Annotated in this window: 14 protein-coding genes; 10 read left to right on the top strand and 4 right to left on the bottom strand. The window is 41.8% G+C overall.

Going from position 1 to position 18036, the window contains the following annotated elements; translation table 11 throughout:
• Nucleotides 1–24: 24 nt before the first annotated feature.
• Nucleotides 25–534 (bottom strand): DNA N-6-adenine-methyltransferase, encoded by a 510-nt coding sequence (locus HMPREF9447_RS03430; RefSeq protein WP_009128100.1) that lies wholly within the window; start codon nucleotides 532–534, stop codon nucleotides 25–27.
• A gap of 359 nt (nucleotides 535–893) precedes the next feature.
• On the opposite strand from HMPREF9447_RS03430, the gene HMPREF9447_RS03425 reads away from it, so the two are divergent.
• The 10 genes from HMPREF9447_RS03425 to HMPREF9447_RS03380 all read left to right on the top strand — a co-directional run bounded on the left by HMPREF9447_RS03425 (nucleotide 894) and on the right by HMPREF9447_RS03380 (nucleotide 11359).
• Nucleotides 894–1406 carry an RNA polymerase sigma-70 factor gene (locus HMPREF9447_RS03425; RefSeq protein ID WP_009128098.1) on the top strand — a complete coding sequence of 171 codons (513 nt, stop codon included), beginning with the start codon at nucleotides 894–896 and terminating at the stop codon, nucleotides 1404–1406.
• 67 nt (nucleotides 1407–1473) lie between these two features.
• Complete coding sequence (locus tag HMPREF9447_RS03420; protein ID WP_009128097.1) at nucleotides 1474–2283, top strand: FecR family protein; 810 nt, start codon at nucleotides 1474–1476, stop codon at nucleotides 2281–2283.
• Between the two features lie 4 nt (nucleotides 2284–2287).
• The gene (locus tag HMPREF9447_RS03415) at nucleotides 2288–4891 is read left to right on the top strand and encodes a TonB-dependent receptor plug domain-containing protein (protein WP_009128095.1); all 2604 of its coding nucleotides are present in this window, start codon (nucleotides 2288–2290) and stop codon (nucleotides 4889–4891) included.
• A gap of 7 nt (nucleotides 4892–4898) precedes the next feature.
• Nucleotides 4899–5846 carry a DUF4249 domain-containing protein gene (locus tag HMPREF9447_RS03410; RefSeq protein ID WP_009128094.1) on the top strand — a complete coding sequence of 316 codons (948 nt, stop codon included), beginning with the start codon at nucleotides 4899–4901 and terminating at the stop codon, nucleotides 5844–5846.
• 36 nt (nucleotides 5847–5882) lie between these two features.
• Nucleotides 5883–6863, top strand: coding sequence for a DUF4848 domain-containing protein (locus HMPREF9447_RS03405; protein WP_009128092.1), 981 nt, complete (start codon nucleotides 5883–5885; stop codon nucleotides 6861–6863).
• Between the two features lie 2 nt (nucleotides 6864–6865).
• Nucleotides 6866–7504, top strand: a complete 639-nt coding sequence (locus HMPREF9447_RS03400; RefSeq protein ID WP_009128089.1) for a porin family protein — start codon at nucleotides 6866–6868, stop codon at nucleotides 7502–7504.
• Between the two features lie 270 nt (nucleotides 7505–7774).
• Nucleotides 7775–8950, top strand: coding sequence for a hypothetical protein (locus tag HMPREF9447_RS03395; protein WP_009128087.1), 1176 nt, complete (start codon nucleotides 7775–7777; stop codon nucleotides 8948–8950).
• A gap of 70 nt (nucleotides 8951–9020) precedes the next feature.
• Complete coding sequence (locus HMPREF9447_RS03390) at nucleotides 9021–9614, top strand: outer membrane beta-barrel protein (RefSeq protein WP_009128085.1); 594 nt, start codon at nucleotides 9021–9023, stop codon at nucleotides 9612–9614.
• Nucleotides 9615–9744: 130 nt separating this feature from the next.
• Nucleotides 9745–10788: a thiol-activated cytolysin family protein gene (locus HMPREF9447_RS03385; protein ID WP_009128083.1), complete on the top strand. Its 1044-nt coding sequence runs from the start codon at nucleotides 9745–9747 to the stop codon at nucleotides 10786–10788.
• Nucleotides 10778–11359 (top strand): hypothetical protein, encoded by a 582-nt coding sequence (locus tag HMPREF9447_RS03380; RefSeq protein ID WP_009128081.1) that lies wholly within the window; start codon nucleotides 10778–10780, stop codon nucleotides 11357–11359. Before HMPREF9447_RS03385 ends, HMPREF9447_RS03380 begins: the two co-directional genes overlap by 11 nt.
• Before the next feature lie 90 nt (nucleotides 11360–11449).
• Here the strand turns inward: HMPREF9447_RS03380 and HMPREF9447_RS03375 are convergent, their stop codons facing one another.
• The 3 genes from HMPREF9447_RS03375 to HMPREF9447_RS03365 are packed head-to-tail and all read right to left on the bottom strand — an operon-like array spanning nucleotide 11450 to nucleotide 18035.
• The gene (locus tag HMPREF9447_RS03375) at nucleotides 11450–12835 is read right to left on the bottom strand and encodes a TlpA family protein disulfide reductase (protein WP_009128078.1); all 1386 of its coding nucleotides are present in this window, start codon (nucleotides 12833–12835) and stop codon (nucleotides 11450–11452) included.
• 24 nt (nucleotides 12836–12859) lie between these two features.
• Nucleotides 12860–14443 carry a RagB/SusD family nutrient uptake outer membrane protein gene (locus tag HMPREF9447_RS03370; protein ID WP_009128077.1) on the bottom strand — a complete coding sequence of 528 codons (1584 nt, stop codon included), beginning with the start codon at nucleotides 14441–14443 and terminating at the stop codon, nucleotides 12860–12862.
• A gap of 31 nt (nucleotides 14444–14474) precedes the next feature.
• Nucleotides 14475–18035, bottom strand: coding sequence for a SusC/RagA family TonB-linked outer membrane protein (locus tag HMPREF9447_RS03365; RefSeq protein ID WP_009128076.1), 3561 nt, complete (start codon nucleotides 18033–18035; stop codon nucleotides 14475–14477).
• Nucleotide 18036: the final 1 nt, after the last annotated feature.

Raw genomic sequence — 18036 nt, 5'->3', positions numbered from 1 at the left:
TTCAAGAGTAGAGTTTGGGGAAGTCTAAAGTTTAATCTCCCGGTTGTTGCTGTGTAATACGATGAATTTGCCGTCGATGCCGCAATTCCTCAACACTTCCGTGTTCTCCTTATTAAAGGCTATCAGGCAGGAGGGTGCACCTGCCGTTCCTCCCTGCTCACCGTTGACGTGGTAGAAGCGGAGTCTTCCTTTGATGAAGAGTATCGAGTCGGCTTTGCGGAATATCTCGTCGTGAAACAATCTCGTGTCAGTCCGGGCAAAGGTTAGGGCAATAGCATTCCCGTGTTCGGCACAGCGATGTATGAAGCGGACTATCAGGTTGGTGTCATAAGGAGGGTTGCAGAATACTCTGCCTGTCCATTCTTGCTCCAGTCCGTTGTCCAGTATCGTGTAATGGCGGTGTGCAGTGCTCCAGGGACGATTGACGGGTGAACAAGGGTCAAGGTCGAAATGCCCTAATTTTTTCAGTAGGTCCGGTGGGGTGAGCCATTCATTTTTGCCTGTGTGAGAGTTGCCTTCAAAAGTAACATTCATTGGGTTAAGGTTGGGTTAAGTGTCTTTTGTGTAAGTTACCTTGATCGTATAGATGTTTTTGGTGTGAAAAGTTTCAAAAAGGAGATAGGGGGCGTCCCGTATGACACACCTGTGTCCCCGGGTGTGACACAGGTGCGAGACCGGGGGGAGACATAGGTGCGAGGCGAGACGTGACACAGGTGCGAGACCATAAGGAACTAACCTCTCTAATTCTAATTCTATTTTCTATTAATCTGACTGTGTAACCTGTGATACCTACACAAAAAATAATCAATATTTGAAGGGATAATTCCCTGTTTTTCTTCTTTTAAACGCATTTTTTTTATTATCTTTGACAAATTAACAAAACAACCACGATAATGAACGAAGCCAAGAAAAATATTGATGATTCCTTCCGTCGATATTATCGTCCGCTTTGCTTGTATGCTATGCACTATCTTCGCGACATAGACTTGGTAGAAGACGTCGTGCAGGATTGTTTTGTAGAGCTGTGGGAAAGAGTGAATACTGAGAAGGAAATTATCAACGTAAAGGCTTATCTTTATATGATGGTGAGGAATCGATGCTTGGACACTTTAAAGAAAGACAATCAGATTGATTGCAATGTATCACCTTCCGATTTGGCAGGCATCATTCAGGATGAAGAAGCAGAAGAACGCTCGTTGATTGAAGCAAGATTATGGACGGCCATTGACTCCCTGCCGGAAAAGTGCCGGGAGGTTTTTCTCCTTAGTAAGCGTGACGGTCTGAAATATAAGGAGATTGCAGACAAACTGAATATTTCTACAAAAACAGCAGAGAATCAAGTGGCTAAAGCGATGAAAGTACTGAAAGAAGGAACCATCAAAATATATAATTTCTTTTTCGGATAATTTTTTTCATTTTTGCGTAGGGGATTTTTTATTGATTTCAGTCTTAGCTCAAACAAAAAGCTGAAGCATGAAGGAAATAGAAAAAAAGTGCCTTGATTTTGTACTGAGGTATTATAAATTTAGACGGTTCGATACCAATAAGGCTATCCGCCGTTTTGAAGAGAGAACTACGCAGGTACGTGCCAACTATCGTCCATATTGGTATTCAGGCGTTGCTGCTACTATTTTATTGTTCGTAGCATTCAGTTTTTATTTCTACAATACGGGGTCTAAAGACGACTGGACAAGACTTGCCTCCGGAGATTCAATAGAAACATTTCTGTTACCGGACAGTACTGCTGTGACATTATTCCCGAAGTCGACTGTTACTTATCAGTCTTCAGATTTCAGGAATAAACGTCATATCAATATGACCGGAAAGGTGTTCTTTGCAGTTACAAAAGATGCGAAACATCCCTTTGAAGTCTATGGGCAGTTATCCCGGGTAACGGTTTTGGGAACCCGTTTTCAGGTAAGCGAATCTTCACAAGAATCTAATGTATATGTAGTGTCGGGGAAAGTACTCTTTGCCGCAAAAGAACAGCAGGAAGGCGTAATACTGACTGAAGGAATGGAAGCTACATTAACTTACGGTAAGCAGAAGCCGGAAGTGGTGGCTCCCGGCAGCATTAATCAGACTGCATGGGCTACCAAAACATTCCTTTTTGACAACACTCCGATTTCCGAAGTTCTGTCTGAATTATCCGCTTTCTACCACATACAGTTAACCACAGATGATACCGGAAAGAGCCTTAATGGCGAGTTTACAACAAACAGCCTGGATGAAATCATTGATTTGATTGAGAATGTCCTGCAAATTAAGATACAAAAGAGATAAAGCGATGAAGCGAACTATCATTATGCTCTTTATAGCCTGTATCTGTTTCCCAGTACAAGGACAGGCACAAGTCAAGCCTTTGAGTACGGTTAAGGAACAGATGGAACTTGTCCACAAATTGCACCAGATAAACTTTATCTATGATTCCTCCTTGAATCTGGATATACCTTATCACGGAAAACCGCTACAAGGATTTGGCCTGGAACAAAGTTTGCAGGAACTGTTCAGAAAAACGGAACTGAAATGGGAAGTCAGAGGCAAATATATCCTCCTACATAAAATGAAGAAATATACCGTCAGCGGATATGTCTGCCAGGAAAACGGAGAGCCGTTGATTAATGCAACAGTCAAGGATGAAGCTTTGGGGATTGGAACACTAAGCAATAATTATGGCTTTTTCAGCATAACTCTGCCTGAAGGCAAGCGTGTTCTTAGCTTCTCCTTCATTGGTTTCGGGCAAAAAAAGGAAAATATAGTGCTGGACAAAAACATAACACTGAAAGTTTATCTTAAAGAGGACTATTCATTGGACGAAGTACTGGTTATCGGCGACCTTAACTCCCCAATACACACCACCCAGACAGGAAAAGTGTCTTTGACCGCACGTGAGTTACAAACAGAATATTCCCTGTTGAGTTCTCCGGATGTGATTAAGACGCTCCAGAATCTGCCGGGGGTAGCTTCGGGCACAGAACTTGTATCCGGGTTATATGTGCACGGAGGAAACCACGACGAAAATCTGTTCCTGCTGGATGGGACTCCTTTGTATCAGATCAACCATCTGGGAGGCTTGTTTTCAGCATTCAATACGGATATTATCAAAAACATTGAATTCTATAAAAGCGGCTTTCCCGCCCGTTATGGCGGACGCCTGTCTTCTGTTATTGACGTAAGAACCAATGACGGGGATATGAAAGAGTATCATGGGAGTTTTACTTTAGGGTTGCTGGACGGAAGAATCCAGTTTGAAGGCCCCATTGTCAAGAACAGGACTTCATTTAATATAGCTATGCGTAGAAGCTGGCTGGATGCGTTTTCCGCACCGGTCTTTTTTTTTCGGAACAAATCTAAAAAAGATGACCAGTTCACCGGAAGATACGCCTTTCATGACATCAATGCTAAAATCACCCATGCATTTTCAGACAGAAGCAAGGCGTACATAAGCTTTTATTCGGGTAATGACATGCTGAAAGTTGATAATAAGCAGGATATGCATGGATATAATAATAGCTCTGACGAGGAACAATACCAGGCGAAGTTCAATCTGCAATGGGGGAATCTGACAACGGCGATAAACTGGAGCTATCAACTCACCCCCAGATTATTTGCCAACTTCACCGGAGTATATGCCCGCAACCGTTCGTTGTATGACTACAAGGAAGAAGATAAATACCTGAACTCGGGACAGGTGACCGAAGTTACCCATATCGAGCGCCGCAACCATTCGGCCATTGATGATATCGGCTACCGCATGGAATTTGATTACAAACCGGGAGCGCATCAGCATATACGTATGGGCTCGAATTACCTTTACCACACTTTCCGCCCCCAGTCGCAGGTTGTAAAGGACTTCTCCGGAAACGATGCCCAAAAGGATACCATCCAGCACAGTAGTTCATTTTACTACAGGGGACATGAGTTTACGGTTTACGCAGAAGATGATATGACTTTTGGAAAAAAATGGCGGGCAAACATCGGGATTCATTATACTTTGTTTAAAATCTCGGATAAAACTTACCATTCGGTAGAACCGAGAGCCGCCGTCAGATATCAATGGAATGATCACACTGCCCTGAAATTATCCTATACTGAAATGAGCCAATTTATGCATTTGTTGTCCAGCACCTATCTTAACCTGCCTACAGACTATTGGGTGCCTACAACAAAAGATATCCGTCCTATGCGCTCACGTCAGTATGCGGCAGGCGTATACATGCGGTTGCCACATAATATGCATCTCAGTGTAGAAGGATTCTACAAGACAATGAACCATACAATAGAATATGATGGTGGCAATCGTCTGGCACCTTCTGCCGAGAACTGGGAAATGACTGTAAAGGAAGGAAAGGGAAAAGCTTATGGAGCCGAATTTGAGCTTTCATATCGCACGGCCAAAACATCCGTGGACTTCGCTTATACACTATCATGGAGCAAAAGAAAGTTCAGTGAAATTTATCAGGGATGGTATGATGACAAGTTTGATAATCGCCATAAACTGAATATAGCAGTAAGGCATAAGCTTATCGGGCGGATAGAGGCTTATGCGGCATGGACTTTCCACTCTGGAAATAAAATGACGATTCCCTCACAATACGTAAACGCACCGGAGATTCCCGGAATAAAAGAAAAAGAGCCGGCACAGTGGATTTATGAAAAGCCCAATAATGTGACGTTACCATCTTATCACAGGCTGGACGTGGGAGTTAACTTCCGCAAAACGACTAAGCGGGGGTACGAACGTATCTGGAACATAAGTATATATAATGCTTATTGCCGCATGAATGCCTTGTATGCCAAAGTGGAGAAATTACCGGATGGAAGGTTCAGGGGGAAAGCCACCGGGGTATTTCCCATCATTCCCTCATTCAGTTACACTCTAAAGTTCTAAAACGAAAATGAAAAAGATTATTTACCTGATACTGGCAGCCATATTGTCATCCTGTACCTATCATTTTGAATTGGACGAAGTGGATGCCTGTGAAAAGCTGGTGCTCTATTGTTTTCCTTCAAACAAGGATACGACAGTCATACAACTGTCCAAGAGTGTCCCGGTCAGCAAAAGAGAACCACTGGATAAAAGTGTACGCAATGCAGATATCCATTTCACGGTAAACGGAAAGGAGCAGGCCATTTATTGGAACGAGGACTCCACTTCATCGCTCCCGGCACAATGCTATTATACTTTAGGGAAGTGGGGAAAGAATGACTGCCTGCAACTACAGGCCGCTTCAACAGGACTACCGGCAATCACCGCCCAAACCGTCATGCCGGATAATTTTCCATTAAAAGAAATAAGACTGGCACCTAAAGGCGACAGTGATAATACCTTGCAGGTACTTGTAACCTTCAAAGATGATGGCGGAACCAATGATTATTACGGTATTCGTTTGATAAAAAAAGAAATAACAACGAAAGATGGCGACGAAGACGTTTCATTTCAATCTGTAGAATTTGACCTGAAAGACGAACCCTTGTTGAACAACCTGTCTGATCTGGACGAGATATTCATGTTCTCAAACCGCTTCTTCCAGAATCTGTATATATGGGATGATGAAAAGATTCCGGGAAAGGAATATACAGTCCGTCTGAATATGGATTATCAGAAAGATTACGACGTCGATTGGGATAATTTCAGCTATAGGGAGGAATACAAAATTTACCTCTACAAGCTCTCGCCGGAATTTTACAGCTACTTTAAAACACTGAATAATATAAATAACAACGATTTAGGCAACCACGGCCTTTCTCCGATGCTTCATCATTATACCAATGTATCCAACGGTATCGGGGTTGTGGGTGCTTGCCAAATCACAGAGACAGAATGGCTAAAAAATGTACATTAATAATAGCAATTGTTCTAATTCAAATCTTAAAAATTTATGAAGGTATTAAATTCACTTAGTAAACACGCCCATTTGGTGATGGCAGTATGCCTGGCATTAGGTATCGCTTCATGTAGTAATGAAGAGGAGATCGTATCTCAAAGCAATAACAATAGTTCCCCGGAGGTTGAAGTGTCCAGAATGAGTGACTGGTTGCCTGGCACAAGAAGCGCCTCTGATGGTTTGGCTGACATGCCGGTACTTCGTTTCCAAAATGAGCAGGTTTACAATCAGACGATTGAAAAACTTAGTAACATGACCAAAGAAAATCGCGACACTTATTTTGAAAAGTTAGGATTCGATGGTGCCTATACACTTTGGAACCGGGCTGACGAAGAGCTGGAACAGATTTTCGATACGGAAGATACCCTGCGGATTGAGAAGCTGATTAACGATTACAAGGTTAAATATGGCAATGTATTCTCGTTCAATACCATCGATTCCTACGATGTGACGCCTTACTTTACCTTTACTGACAATGAACTGTCACTTGTAGGTAATATAAAGGGGTATGTCGTTATCGGTAACACATTGAAAGCGCCTGAAGTCAATACACCAACCTATGAAGTTGACGAAGAGGCTGTATCAACAAGGGCATTGCGTCCGGGACCGATCCAGCCAGGTTATAAAGGTTTCAGAGATGCTTCTGTTACAATAAAGAACGGAAAGTACAGGAGTACAATGACCATCGGACGTATTGTAAATGGCAACTCTTTCGCCGTTGAGTTTAAAACCAAAAAGAAAGTGGTGTTCTGGAAGAAGAATGTCGCTGCGGGCTATTCTGCAGACTTGTCCATGCACAGCTCAAAATTCAACCATAGAAATAAAGTCTTTTGTCCTTACGGCAAAGAGATATCTATTTTGAACTTACGTATAGAAACCGTAGGCAATGTATTTGATGCCCATGTGGATAACTTTACAAGTTCACGTGGCAAAACAGTAGGAAGACAAGCTTTTAAAAACATAAAAATTATTTGATTATGAGAAAAATCGTATTTCTTTCTTTAGTCTTATTTTCTGTAAGCATAGGCAGTTATGCCCAGAATCTTAAAGTGGGTGTCACGGCTGGACTGAATATCAGTGCCCCAAGTGATTATGACTCTAAAACAGGATTTAATGTGGGGGTTAAAGGTGAATGGGGACTTCCCAATGTATCCAAAGGACTATATCTGGACTTTGGTGTGCTGCTCTCGTCACAGGGCTGGGAAAGTTCCGGATATTATGACACCCAGGAGAAACAGAGCATGCAGTGGAAGGGCAATCCTTATTTCCTGAATATCCCAATCCATATCGGATATAAATTCTCTCTGGGACACAATACGGCTCTGTTTGCCCACGTAGGACCTTACATTGGTATAGGGTTGTTCGGAAAAAACAAATTAGTTACCGAGACCGAAGCTGGTAAAAAAGCAACAACAACCCTGGCCGACAATGTATTCAGTGACAAGCAGGCCGAAAGGTTCGACTGGGGTATTGGAGGCAAGGTAGGTGTTGAATTTGCCAAGCATGTTCAGGTAGCCGTGGGATACGACTGGGGACTGAAGAACCTCAAAACTTCCAGCAACCCTGTTGACTTCAAAAATAAAGTGTTTAGCGTATTATGCGCTTATATGTTTTAGTTAACTGTTAAAAGGAAGGCTTGTAAAGCTCAGATTCTGGCAGTGTCGGATTTGAGTTTTACTATCCTCCGTAAACGAGAAGAAACAAAATGAATTATTTTCTTTATAACGCCCGAATGCCCGTTTACAGGAAATAGAATAAAGTAAGCAAACTAACATGTTGATTATGAATATACAATTCAGTGTTCATTACAACTCTTTATAAGGCATTACAAATAGTTCTTGGAAATTTTCCCGTAATCTTGCCAACGAATTCTGAAACAAAAAAATATGAGAAAAAAAATATCTTTATATACGATAGCATTTCTATCGTTTGGTTTATTAAGTTGCGAAAATGATGAGAATTTTGTGGATGTAAATCCAAAACCAATTGCTACCCAATCGGCAGAATCTACACAAGAGGGGTATTATGTACAAGCAATGGCCGAACTCCTGAATAAGGCAGTACAAAATCCAATCGTTTTTCAGAGCTTGCAGGAAGAAGCTGCCAAGCAAAAGGACGGAGATTACGACATCCTGCTCGCTCAGGTCCTTGAGGATGCAGGAAACGGAAATCATCTTTTAAATACGCTCACAAGTCGGTCAGTTACCATGTCTACATACAGTACAGAAAATGTTGCGGCACTGATTGATGGATTTAAGAAAAATGCTCCTTTGCTGAATATATATCTTCCTGATGGTCAGGAAATCGATGCAGCCAATGATTTTCTGACGGTCATACTGGACCCTTCTTTTAGTGATCAAGACGACCATGTAGTAAAAGCGTTCAATCGTCAGGGAGATATCATTGAAATTTCTGCAGATGAAGAGCCCGAATTACCTTATATGGTGGTTGGTATCAATGAACGTTATACATTGAAACAGGAAACGGCGTACACACGCTCCACTCAGGAAGCGATATTCTCGAATGAATATCATTCATACTATCTACCTGATTGTTTCAACCAGGAAAAGGTCGATGCATTCATTCCCCAGACAAGGGCAAATTCATATAGAAACAACAGAAGTGCATCCGACGTCATATCACGTGCAAGATTCAAATCAAGCAGTGCCATCAAGCAAGTGGAAAAATGGTTAAGGGGTGCTCCTGAGGTACATTTGACTGTCATCTATGCCGATTATTCACTACTCGATATTATCACGGGTCCCTTGCTGCACAATATGCAATATAATTTAGGAGACAACGGTTGGTACAAAGGAAAAAGAAGAAAGAAAAAACCGCGTGACAATTTCGGCAACTGGTATACCCTAAATTGGAATGGACTCCAGAAAAAGTATATGAAATATCATTTTCACGAAATGGATAACAGGTTTAAAGTAGCAATTAATGGATGGGAAATTGCATTCAGTGGCGGCGACCTGATCGGAGATTGTAAAGTAAACTATGCCGATCCACTTGGTACTACTTATCATATGGGTAACATGTTCGAAATTGACATAAGATAATCTTTTAAATAATCTATAGACCTGGGTACATAAACATTGTACCTTGGTCTATATAAATTAATCAATGGATATGAAACGATTAATATTACCTATTCTTTTTTTATTTGTATGCTCTTGCCTCTCATATGCTCAGAAAGGCTCCAGCCAATTCGGGCTATCAGCCGGTTATGAGCACTTCCCGGAATTACATGAAGGAAAAGGGTACAACATTGGGATTGAGTTTAAACAGTATATACACAATCGTTTTTTCGTAGTAGCCAACTTTCATACGGGCATAAATGACGGAAGCAAACATGTAAACTATACGACTCAGAATACTCCTTATAACTTTGACCTCAATAACAGTGTCAGAGATTACATGATAGGATTCGGATTAGGCGCCGATTTGCTCCAAAAAGGACGGCACAATATCTATATACAAGGTACAGCCGGATTAGGCAGTTCCGAACGTACGAAAGATGGTATTGTAACAAGCCCGGGTGGCAATTATGATATGGTTAAGACTTTTGAGGAGAAATCAATACGTTTTGCCATTTCCGCTACAGCCGGATATGATTACAGAGTAAATAACTGGTTGAAAATCGGTATAAACTATACAGGATACCAGATTGGATATGAATACAACAATTCATTTAATGCCAAGCTAAGTTTTATATTCCGATAGAGATATTAACGTAGGCCGGATGCAATAGCTATGTAAGCATTGCTCTTCAATGAAGACGGAATATTATACTTCAAATGAATTTTGAAACTAAAGAAAGCCCCCCATAATATTAACTAAAATCTTATGTATAATGAAATTTGAATATCTGAATGTAATATTCATAAGTTTGCTTGTCATGTCTTCTCTTTCTGCATGTGATAAAGAAGAAACTACTAATAACCGTAAAGTCCCCAATCATCCTGAAGAACCGGATAAAGGAAGATTTGACGAAGCTCCTTTTGCATGGGACTACCTATTTTCTACGGTTACCGAAGATGAGCTATTCATTGGTGACCTATATCTATCGGTAGATAACAGATATATGGTAACCCCTCCACCTTTGTATCTCGGTGCTGCTTACAGTGAAAAGAATTTTGGAATCTCTTTTAAACCGGAGATCATAGCTTCCAGAAATCCCTTAGATGTCATCTTTGATTTTACCAAGCCCTTTACCGGCACAATTGACAAAAAACATGGTTCAGTAGGGTATAAAGAGTTGCTGGCCGATGCCTTGGAATCAAAACAATATAAAGAGTACATTACAAACAGGCTTTCTCCATTTGATATTAAGCTGGTAGAAGTCTACACTTACGAAGACATAGAAAAAGCCTTTCCCAACAACGCATCATTGGGAGAACTTTTATCCAAGGAGGCTCAAAAAACATCAAAGAAAAAAGACATCAAAAGCAGGACAGCGGGCGTCCTGGCTAACAGGAGTTTTTCTGTATACGTGGATACTCCTGTTCAAGGATTCTTTGAAGATAAAGCCATGAATGAAAACCCTGAAAATCCGGTTTATATTCGTTCTCTTACATATGGGAAGACGGCATATTTTGTCATCCAAAGCACGTATTCCTATAAAGAAGTAGAAGAAGCAGTAAAATCGAAACTGTCCTTAAGCAACACAGTTGGCAAAGGAGTTGAAATTTTAAAGAATTCTACAATCACTCTATTTGTTGTGTCTGATAGCCGGCAGACGGCCAATGTATATACCAATTTTCAGGATTTGGATAAATTTCTGGAAACACCATTCAACGAACACCTGTATGGATATCCAATATATTGTCAGGGAGTATACACAAAAGACAATGCACCTCTATTATTAATCCATAAATTACTGAAGAATGAATACTAAGAAAATAGCAATCTTAATCATTGGAACTTTATTTTTGCTTGTACCTATTGTTAAGGCTCAAAGTAAGTTTCACGTTATATTAGATTACCACTATAACCTTGGCTTAAGTGAAAAGTACTGGGGAAAGACATTTAATCGGAAAGAAAATAAAATGCATGGTAACTCATTGCATTTTACCGCATTGTATGATATTACACAAAGAATATCGGCTGGTGCCGGTATAGGGGCTGATAGATACGAAGAACCGGGTTATAATACCTTTCCCGTTTATGGAACTTTCCGCTACCGTCCATTACCCAAATTTCTGGTTGGATATGTTTTTACGGACCTCGGATATGGTATTATCAAGAATGATAATGTGGCACAAGGCTGGATGTGGAATGTAGGGGTAGGTTACACTAAGATGTTCCGGAAGCATTTTGGCTTGAATTTCCAGTTGGGATATAACCTGAAGGAGTTTGGAGGAATACCGTCTTACGAGGTTGATTTTGTTAATGGAGAGTTTAATTATGTCGGGAAGAAAAGTAGTATCCGCCACTCTGTTTCATTCGGCATCGGATTGGTGTTTTAATAGTAAAAAAGACCGGGCTTCAATAAATGATGCCCGGTCTTTTCGGCTGTAAAAAATGAAAAGCGAGATGAAAAATGTAAAATTAATGTTTTATTTCAATAGTTGATTAAGATAGCTGATAATATAGTCGTCTGAAGGACGGGGAGCATTTACATTGATAATCGTTCCATCTTTGTCGAAAAGCATGAAACGGGGTATACCGTTGATTTTGTACTCTTTGCATAAGTCCGACTTAAAACCGTCCGGCACAATGAACTGCTGCCATTCCGGCTTGTCCGCTTCTAGTTTCTTTTTCCACTTATCCAGTTTTTCGTCTATGGAGATGCTGATGATTTCTATTTTTGAATTGCCTGCATAATGCTCAACCAGTTTCTCCATAAAAGGAATCTCGGCACAGCACGGACCACACCAGGTTGCCCATACGTCTATATAGACTACTTTGCCTTTTCCCACTACATCCGAAAACTTGGAAGAATTACCTTTCACGTCGCTGATAGCGAAATCCGGTGCGACGTTACCCGGCAAAAGTTTACCTATATTCGCACACATTGTTTTAAATTTCTCTATTTTCTCCTGATTGGTAGTTGTGTGTTGATATGCTTCGAATGTAACACTCTGGTAAGCGTCCGCTCCATTTTCCATATAACTTGCCATATACATATCGGCCATATAATTTATTACTTCCTGATTGGAGACACGTTGTTTCAGAATATTGAAGTATTGTACGCCGGGACCTGATGTCGGGTCAGGATGGCTTGTCTGATACCAGCCAATATACATATCCAGCAATCTGTTTTTGGCATTCTCCATATCGTTGTAGTCGATGCTTTCCGCAAATGCCAGGAAGTCTTTGTCTTCGTTTGTCGGCTGGCCCGCCTGATGTCTGCCCCGCATATAATTAAAAGAGGTAAAGAGTATTTTATCCTTCAGTTTCTTTTCTTCCTTTGCAATAAAACGCTTATCGCCGGTTGCTTTCAATTGTTCAGTCAGTTTTCCGGCAACGGACTCAAGGGCAGCTTTGAACGAGTTGAATGACTGATATCCCGCAGCTTCTTTCGGTGTCCACTTAGTCGGATTGGCAAAATCTTTATCAAAAGCCCGGAAGTATTCCGTAGCTTTCGTGTCTCCGCTGAAAATAACTTCACAACGTCCGATCACTGAATCAGCATTGGCCGCCAAGACGATGTGCTGCTTGTCACCATTCTTCAAATACAAGCGTAGGAATCCTTTCGCATCCTCGGATACAAACCATATTTCAGCACCCTCCGGAAAATCTCTGCTGTATGTGAAGCTTCCATCTTCCGCGATATCTACACTGTCTTGAACGAAAGACGAATCAGTGATCAGCATGCACTCTATGCCTGCCGCTTTATAGTCTTTAATCTCTCCGGTCAACGTCGCCGGACCTGATTTGCAGGCAGTCAATACCCCCAAGGCAAGCCCTGCAACGACTAAAATGTGATGTAATTTCTTCATTTAAACTTTTGTTTTATTACTGTTTTACTCATATTTATTCTGCTCGATAGAACCTTCACTGACCACAACCTCTGATGCAGGAATAGCCATTGTATAGAGGTACTTGTTGCTGTTAGGTCCCAGTGTATATTCTATTATGTTTCCGCTAAACAAAGGCGCATGCGTACCTGTCGGGTCCAATTCGTAAAACGTACGTTTGATAGTGATGTCATCATTCGGGTCGTCATTGAAATTGCAACGGCGGATGTCATGCCAACGCAAGGTGTAAGGAAACTCAAGCATGCGTTCTTTTAAAATAGCAGCAATCGCTTCCTGCTGATTTCCTGCTGATAAATTTTTCTTTTCTGCCGGAGCGTCATTGCTGATACGATAAGGGCGGAATTGGGTATTTAGGTAGCTGATCGCTTCGCTCCATTTACCCTGGCGTGCCATTGCTTCTGCCTTGATTAGTATTGCTTCGGCGGTGCAAGGACCGGATTCGAATATATCATCGGAAAAGTAAGTGTATCCGGTTGCTGTTTCGGGAACGCCATAAAAGTATGCGAAACCAAATACTGCCATAGTACTATAGTTAGGATAATAGAAGTATTTGTAGCGCAGGTCGTATGTTTGGTCGAAGCTATTTGTAAACTTGTCACTGGGCGAAGCCCATGTCAGCCCATGTGAAAACTCCCGTTTGTAGTATGATTTTTGCAGTTCGGGAGTTAATAAGCCCGTATTAGTGTTGTAGCTCTGATTGAACCAGTTTGTTGTTTTTGTCTCTTCATCTATTGCCGAGAGTTCTTCTTTGAGAAATGTATTGTCGTTAAAATCTCCCAGGTCAGCATTTAAGGCCAAGGCTTTTTCTGCGAATTCCTGGGCTTTGGCATAGTCACCTTTAGTCAGATAAAACCTTGCGGCAAAGCTGTTCACAGCGGAACTGTTTTCACGCCATGCCTTGCGACTGCCATTCTCTTTCAGTGGGATGGATAAATCCAGAGCCTGTGTCAGTTCGGATTCAATAAACTCATAGACTTCTCTTAAAGAAGCGCGGGGATATGAACTTTTGTATGTAAGATCCGTATTGATGGGTAAACCTAATTCCTGAAGATTAGCTTCGCAATAAGGTACACAATAACAGTTAGCTAATTCATAATAATGAAATGCCCGCAGGAAATGTGCTCTTTGGGCCAGTAACTCGCGTTGTTCTTTGGTTCCGCCCGTTACTTTGTCCATATAAACAAGCACTGTGTTGGCTATAAATATATTCCTGAAGCTAAGCAGCCAGACAGTATTGTTTCCATCCAATACATCTGTATATTTAGGCTGGAGACAATTCAAGTGAAAAAGGGTGTTGTCTCCACCTAATATCGTTGCCCAGTCAGCCTCTGCCGCCCACGCTGCCGGCAAAGAGAAACAATCACTCATATAGAGTTGTGCTGCATTTAAATCTGCATTGAGTTGCCGGTCTGTCCCTTCAGTACGTGCATTGATGATGGCTTCCAGTTGCTCGAAGGTTTTTAGTTCTATGCCGTTTCCTTTTCTGGGTTGCTCGTCAAGATAATCATTGCAGCTGAATAACACAACCGCCAGAAGAAGAATAGAATTTATCGTATATATCTTTCTCATAATCTATCAAGTTATTTATGTATTTTCAATTTTAATAAGCGAATTTGACTCCGATAGTATAGGTCGGCTGCAACCGGAAAGAACCGTAAGAATATTCGGGGTCTTCGTCCGTTGCCTTGATCGTGAACAGGTTGTTTCCTTGCAGATAACAAGTCAGGCGGCTGATTCCCCATTTATTCAGAATACGGTTGGGGACTGAATAGGATAAAGACAGCTCCTGCATACGTACATTGTTTGCGCTTTTTATATTGTAATCCATATAAGGAGCAAATGACGCATAGGCTGACAGCGCTATGGTCTTGTCTGTCGGCATGGGTATCACTCCTTCGTCGCTGAGCTGGCTATACTGGCGATTGGGGATAGAGGTGAGCGGGTCCGCATAGTTGAATGTGGTCTGACGGAACTTATGCCCGAACTTTCCTGTCATTGTAAATGACAGTTCCCACTCTTTATAACTGAAAGCATGGCTCATGCCGATGGTCCACGGGGCAATGGTAGTACCCATATATTCCAATGCATCGCGTCCGTCTACTTCGGGCGGAATACTGTTGATGGGGCTGGTATTGCCTTCCTTGTCTATATAAATGGAGGGAACGTTGCTTTTGCCGGTCCCGGATGTGGAATTTACTTCAGTAAGTCCTGCATACCGGTAAGCCCATAATCCAAAGATGTTGTAACCTTCAACGGCAGTCGGTCTAAGCATATCAGACTTGTCAATGTAGTTGACGTAGAACTTGTCTACCTTGTTTTTATTGTAGGCAAGGGTGACATTACCGTTCCAATGAAAATCCTTTCCGATAGGCAGGCTGCCTCCCAATTCCAACTCTATTCCGCGATTCGTTATTTCCGCTGCGTTGGCAGTGATTTTAGCTCCCGTGATGGCTATCTGGTCTGTGATAATAAATTGTCCGGAAGCAATGGGGACGGAAACATCTGCCATGATGTCTGTTCCTTTTTTATTATAAAAATCAAATTTGCCATAGAACTTCCCGTGGAACATAGACCAGTCGAATCCGATATTGACGGTATTGGTATGCTCCCAACTCATGTTCGGGTTACCGTAGGCAGTGAAGCGTGCGTAAGGTACTTCGGAATTCCTGCCTATCCCCATCATCTCAATCAGCGGATACATGGAAGTTGTTGTATTGGCATTTCCGTTTCGTCCGTAGGTAATACGCGGGCGAAGGTAATCCAGCCAATGGATCGATTTCATAAAGTTCTCGTTTGTCATGTTCCAGCTAAAACCGACCGACCAGAAAGGAGAATAACGGTATTTGGGGTCATCGGATATAAAATTGGACGCATCGGTACGATAAGAACCTGATATAGAGTATTTATCGTCGAATGTATAAGCTAAATTCGCAAATGCGGAGAAATAGCGCTGCAAAGCGTATGAGAATGAAGAACGGGTATCGATAACAGCATTTTTATTTCCGAAAATATCTTCTACTTTGGTGTTTTGAATAGGATAGGAAGTCAAGTATTCGTCATCATAAGCATATATGGGAGCAAACGTTCTCCTCTTTGCCTTATTCTGGCTGATTTCAATACCGCCGACAAAATTGATGGCGTGGCGTTCGGCAAACGTACGGTTGAAGTTTATCTGGTTACGCCAGTTGTAGGCATCTGTCGTAAATTTGTTTTCACGTAAAATGTTTCCCTTTTCAATGTTAGGTTTGGCTGTGTTATTCTTCCAATCGAGGGTAGAGTACATGTTTATCGTATTTCGTACGTTGTAAGTATCTTCAGAATACAGATTGCGCGTGTCTTGCTGCACGTATTCATATTGGAATTTAGTGTCGAATGTCAACCCTTCCAGAATAGTCGCCTTGAATCCCACCTGAAAACGTCCGTTCAGTATCTTGTCGGTGACATCACGTCCGTTTACTTCCCGTGCGATGTTGTAGCTCCAGTCCGAATAGGGAAAGTTAAACTTATTTGGTACGGTATTCACGCCGTCGGCATATTGTCTGAGGTAACTCATGTCAGCTTGCGAACCGTCTGTATTCCGAATCATGTCGTAAGGAGCCAAGGCCGTAAATTCTCCGGCGGATGCTCCTGACTGGTCGGCTGCTTTGTAGCGTGCTGTGGCAAAGATATTCATATCCAACCACTTAAGCAACTTCATATTTCCCCGATAGTCGAATTGGAAGTTTTGTGAATTATTCTTTTGATATCGGGAAATGTCATAACCGTACAGTAAGGATACATAATTATCCATACGTTCGGTTCCACCGGACAACGTGATATTATATTGCTGGTAGACAGGACGCCTCAAAAGTTCGTCCTCTATTTGCTTCTTGTTATCAAGTTGTGCCAGTGCAGCCAGTCCGGCATTGTATTCACTTTCTGATATCTCACCCAGATTTTTGTATTTATTATATAATACTCCTGCTTGTGTGTAGGCGTTTTCAAATACATCGGTAAGTGTAGCACTGGTTGGATTCGATGACGGGAATTTGGCTGGTCTCTGATAAGTTCCGAAAGTCTTTTTCTGGTATTCTATCGTCTCTTCGCTGGATAGGATATTGCGAAGATAGTCGATATCGGTCTTGCTGCCGATACGAACCTGGGCATCGACTGATACCTTTAATCCTTTTCCTTTTGTCCCTTTTTTTGTAGTAACCACGATTACACCGTTCGAAGCCCGTGCTCCCCAAATGGAAGCTGCCGCAGCATCTTTCAGGATAGAAATGCTTTCTACGTCATTCGGATTAATAGAGGAAAATCCTGTGGAGATAGGGAAGCCGTCTACTACAATCAACGGAGCTTTGTCGGATTGCAACGTTCCTTGTCCACGGATAGTGAAAGAAATGTCCCCGTCTGCTGTGGTTGTTGCCTGTACACCGGCAATCCGACCTACCAGACGGTCGGCAATCGTTGTGGAAGGCTTGTCCAGAGTGGCTTGTTTGATAATGTCGAAAGCACCGGTAGCCCGTTCTTTTGAGATGGTCTGGAAACCTGTTACCACTACGTCACTCAACATTTTTGCGTCTTCCTGCATAGCTACATTAACCACTGTATCATTTCTCGGAGTGATAGATTGTTTAGTCATACCTATGTAAGAAAAGACCATTAGATCGCTAGGGGCAGCTTCCAGCTCATAATGTCCGTTGGCATCGGTTATCGTTCCTCTGCTACGGTCATTCTCTATAAATATGGTGACTCCCATCAAAGGTTCCCCTTTCTCATCGATGACTGTTCCGGTTATTTTCTTTCTGGACGCTCCTTTTGGGCGTTCTTTTGCCTTGACTATCAGGATATAGTCTTCTTTTACTTCAAATTGCAGTCCGGCTGGCATACAAATTTCTTCCAATGCTTCTCTTAAAGAAACATTTTTTAAGTTTAGCTTCAACCGTATTTCGTCATTAATAATGTCGGATTGAAACATGATGGTAATTCCTGTCTGTTTCTCCACACTTTTTAATGCCTCTCTGACAGATATATCCGGATTGACAAGAGTCACACGTTTGGCTCCGTCCATTACATTGGCTGTGACAGGCAGTGCGAAAACAAAAAGCAATGTAAAGAGGAGGGGTAGCGACCAGATACGACTTTGCATCCAAGAAGCTTTTTGTTTAGTTTTTCCCATT

The organism is Bacteroides oleiciplenus YIT 12058, from assembly GCF_000315485.1.
Taxonomy (GTDB): domain Bacteria; phylum Bacteroidota; class Bacteroidia; order Bacteroidales; family Bacteroidaceae; genus Bacteroides; species Bacteroides oleiciplenus.
The sequence above is the reverse complement of the archived record's forward strand: the minus strand, read 5'-3'. Positions and strand labels throughout refer to the sequence as shown.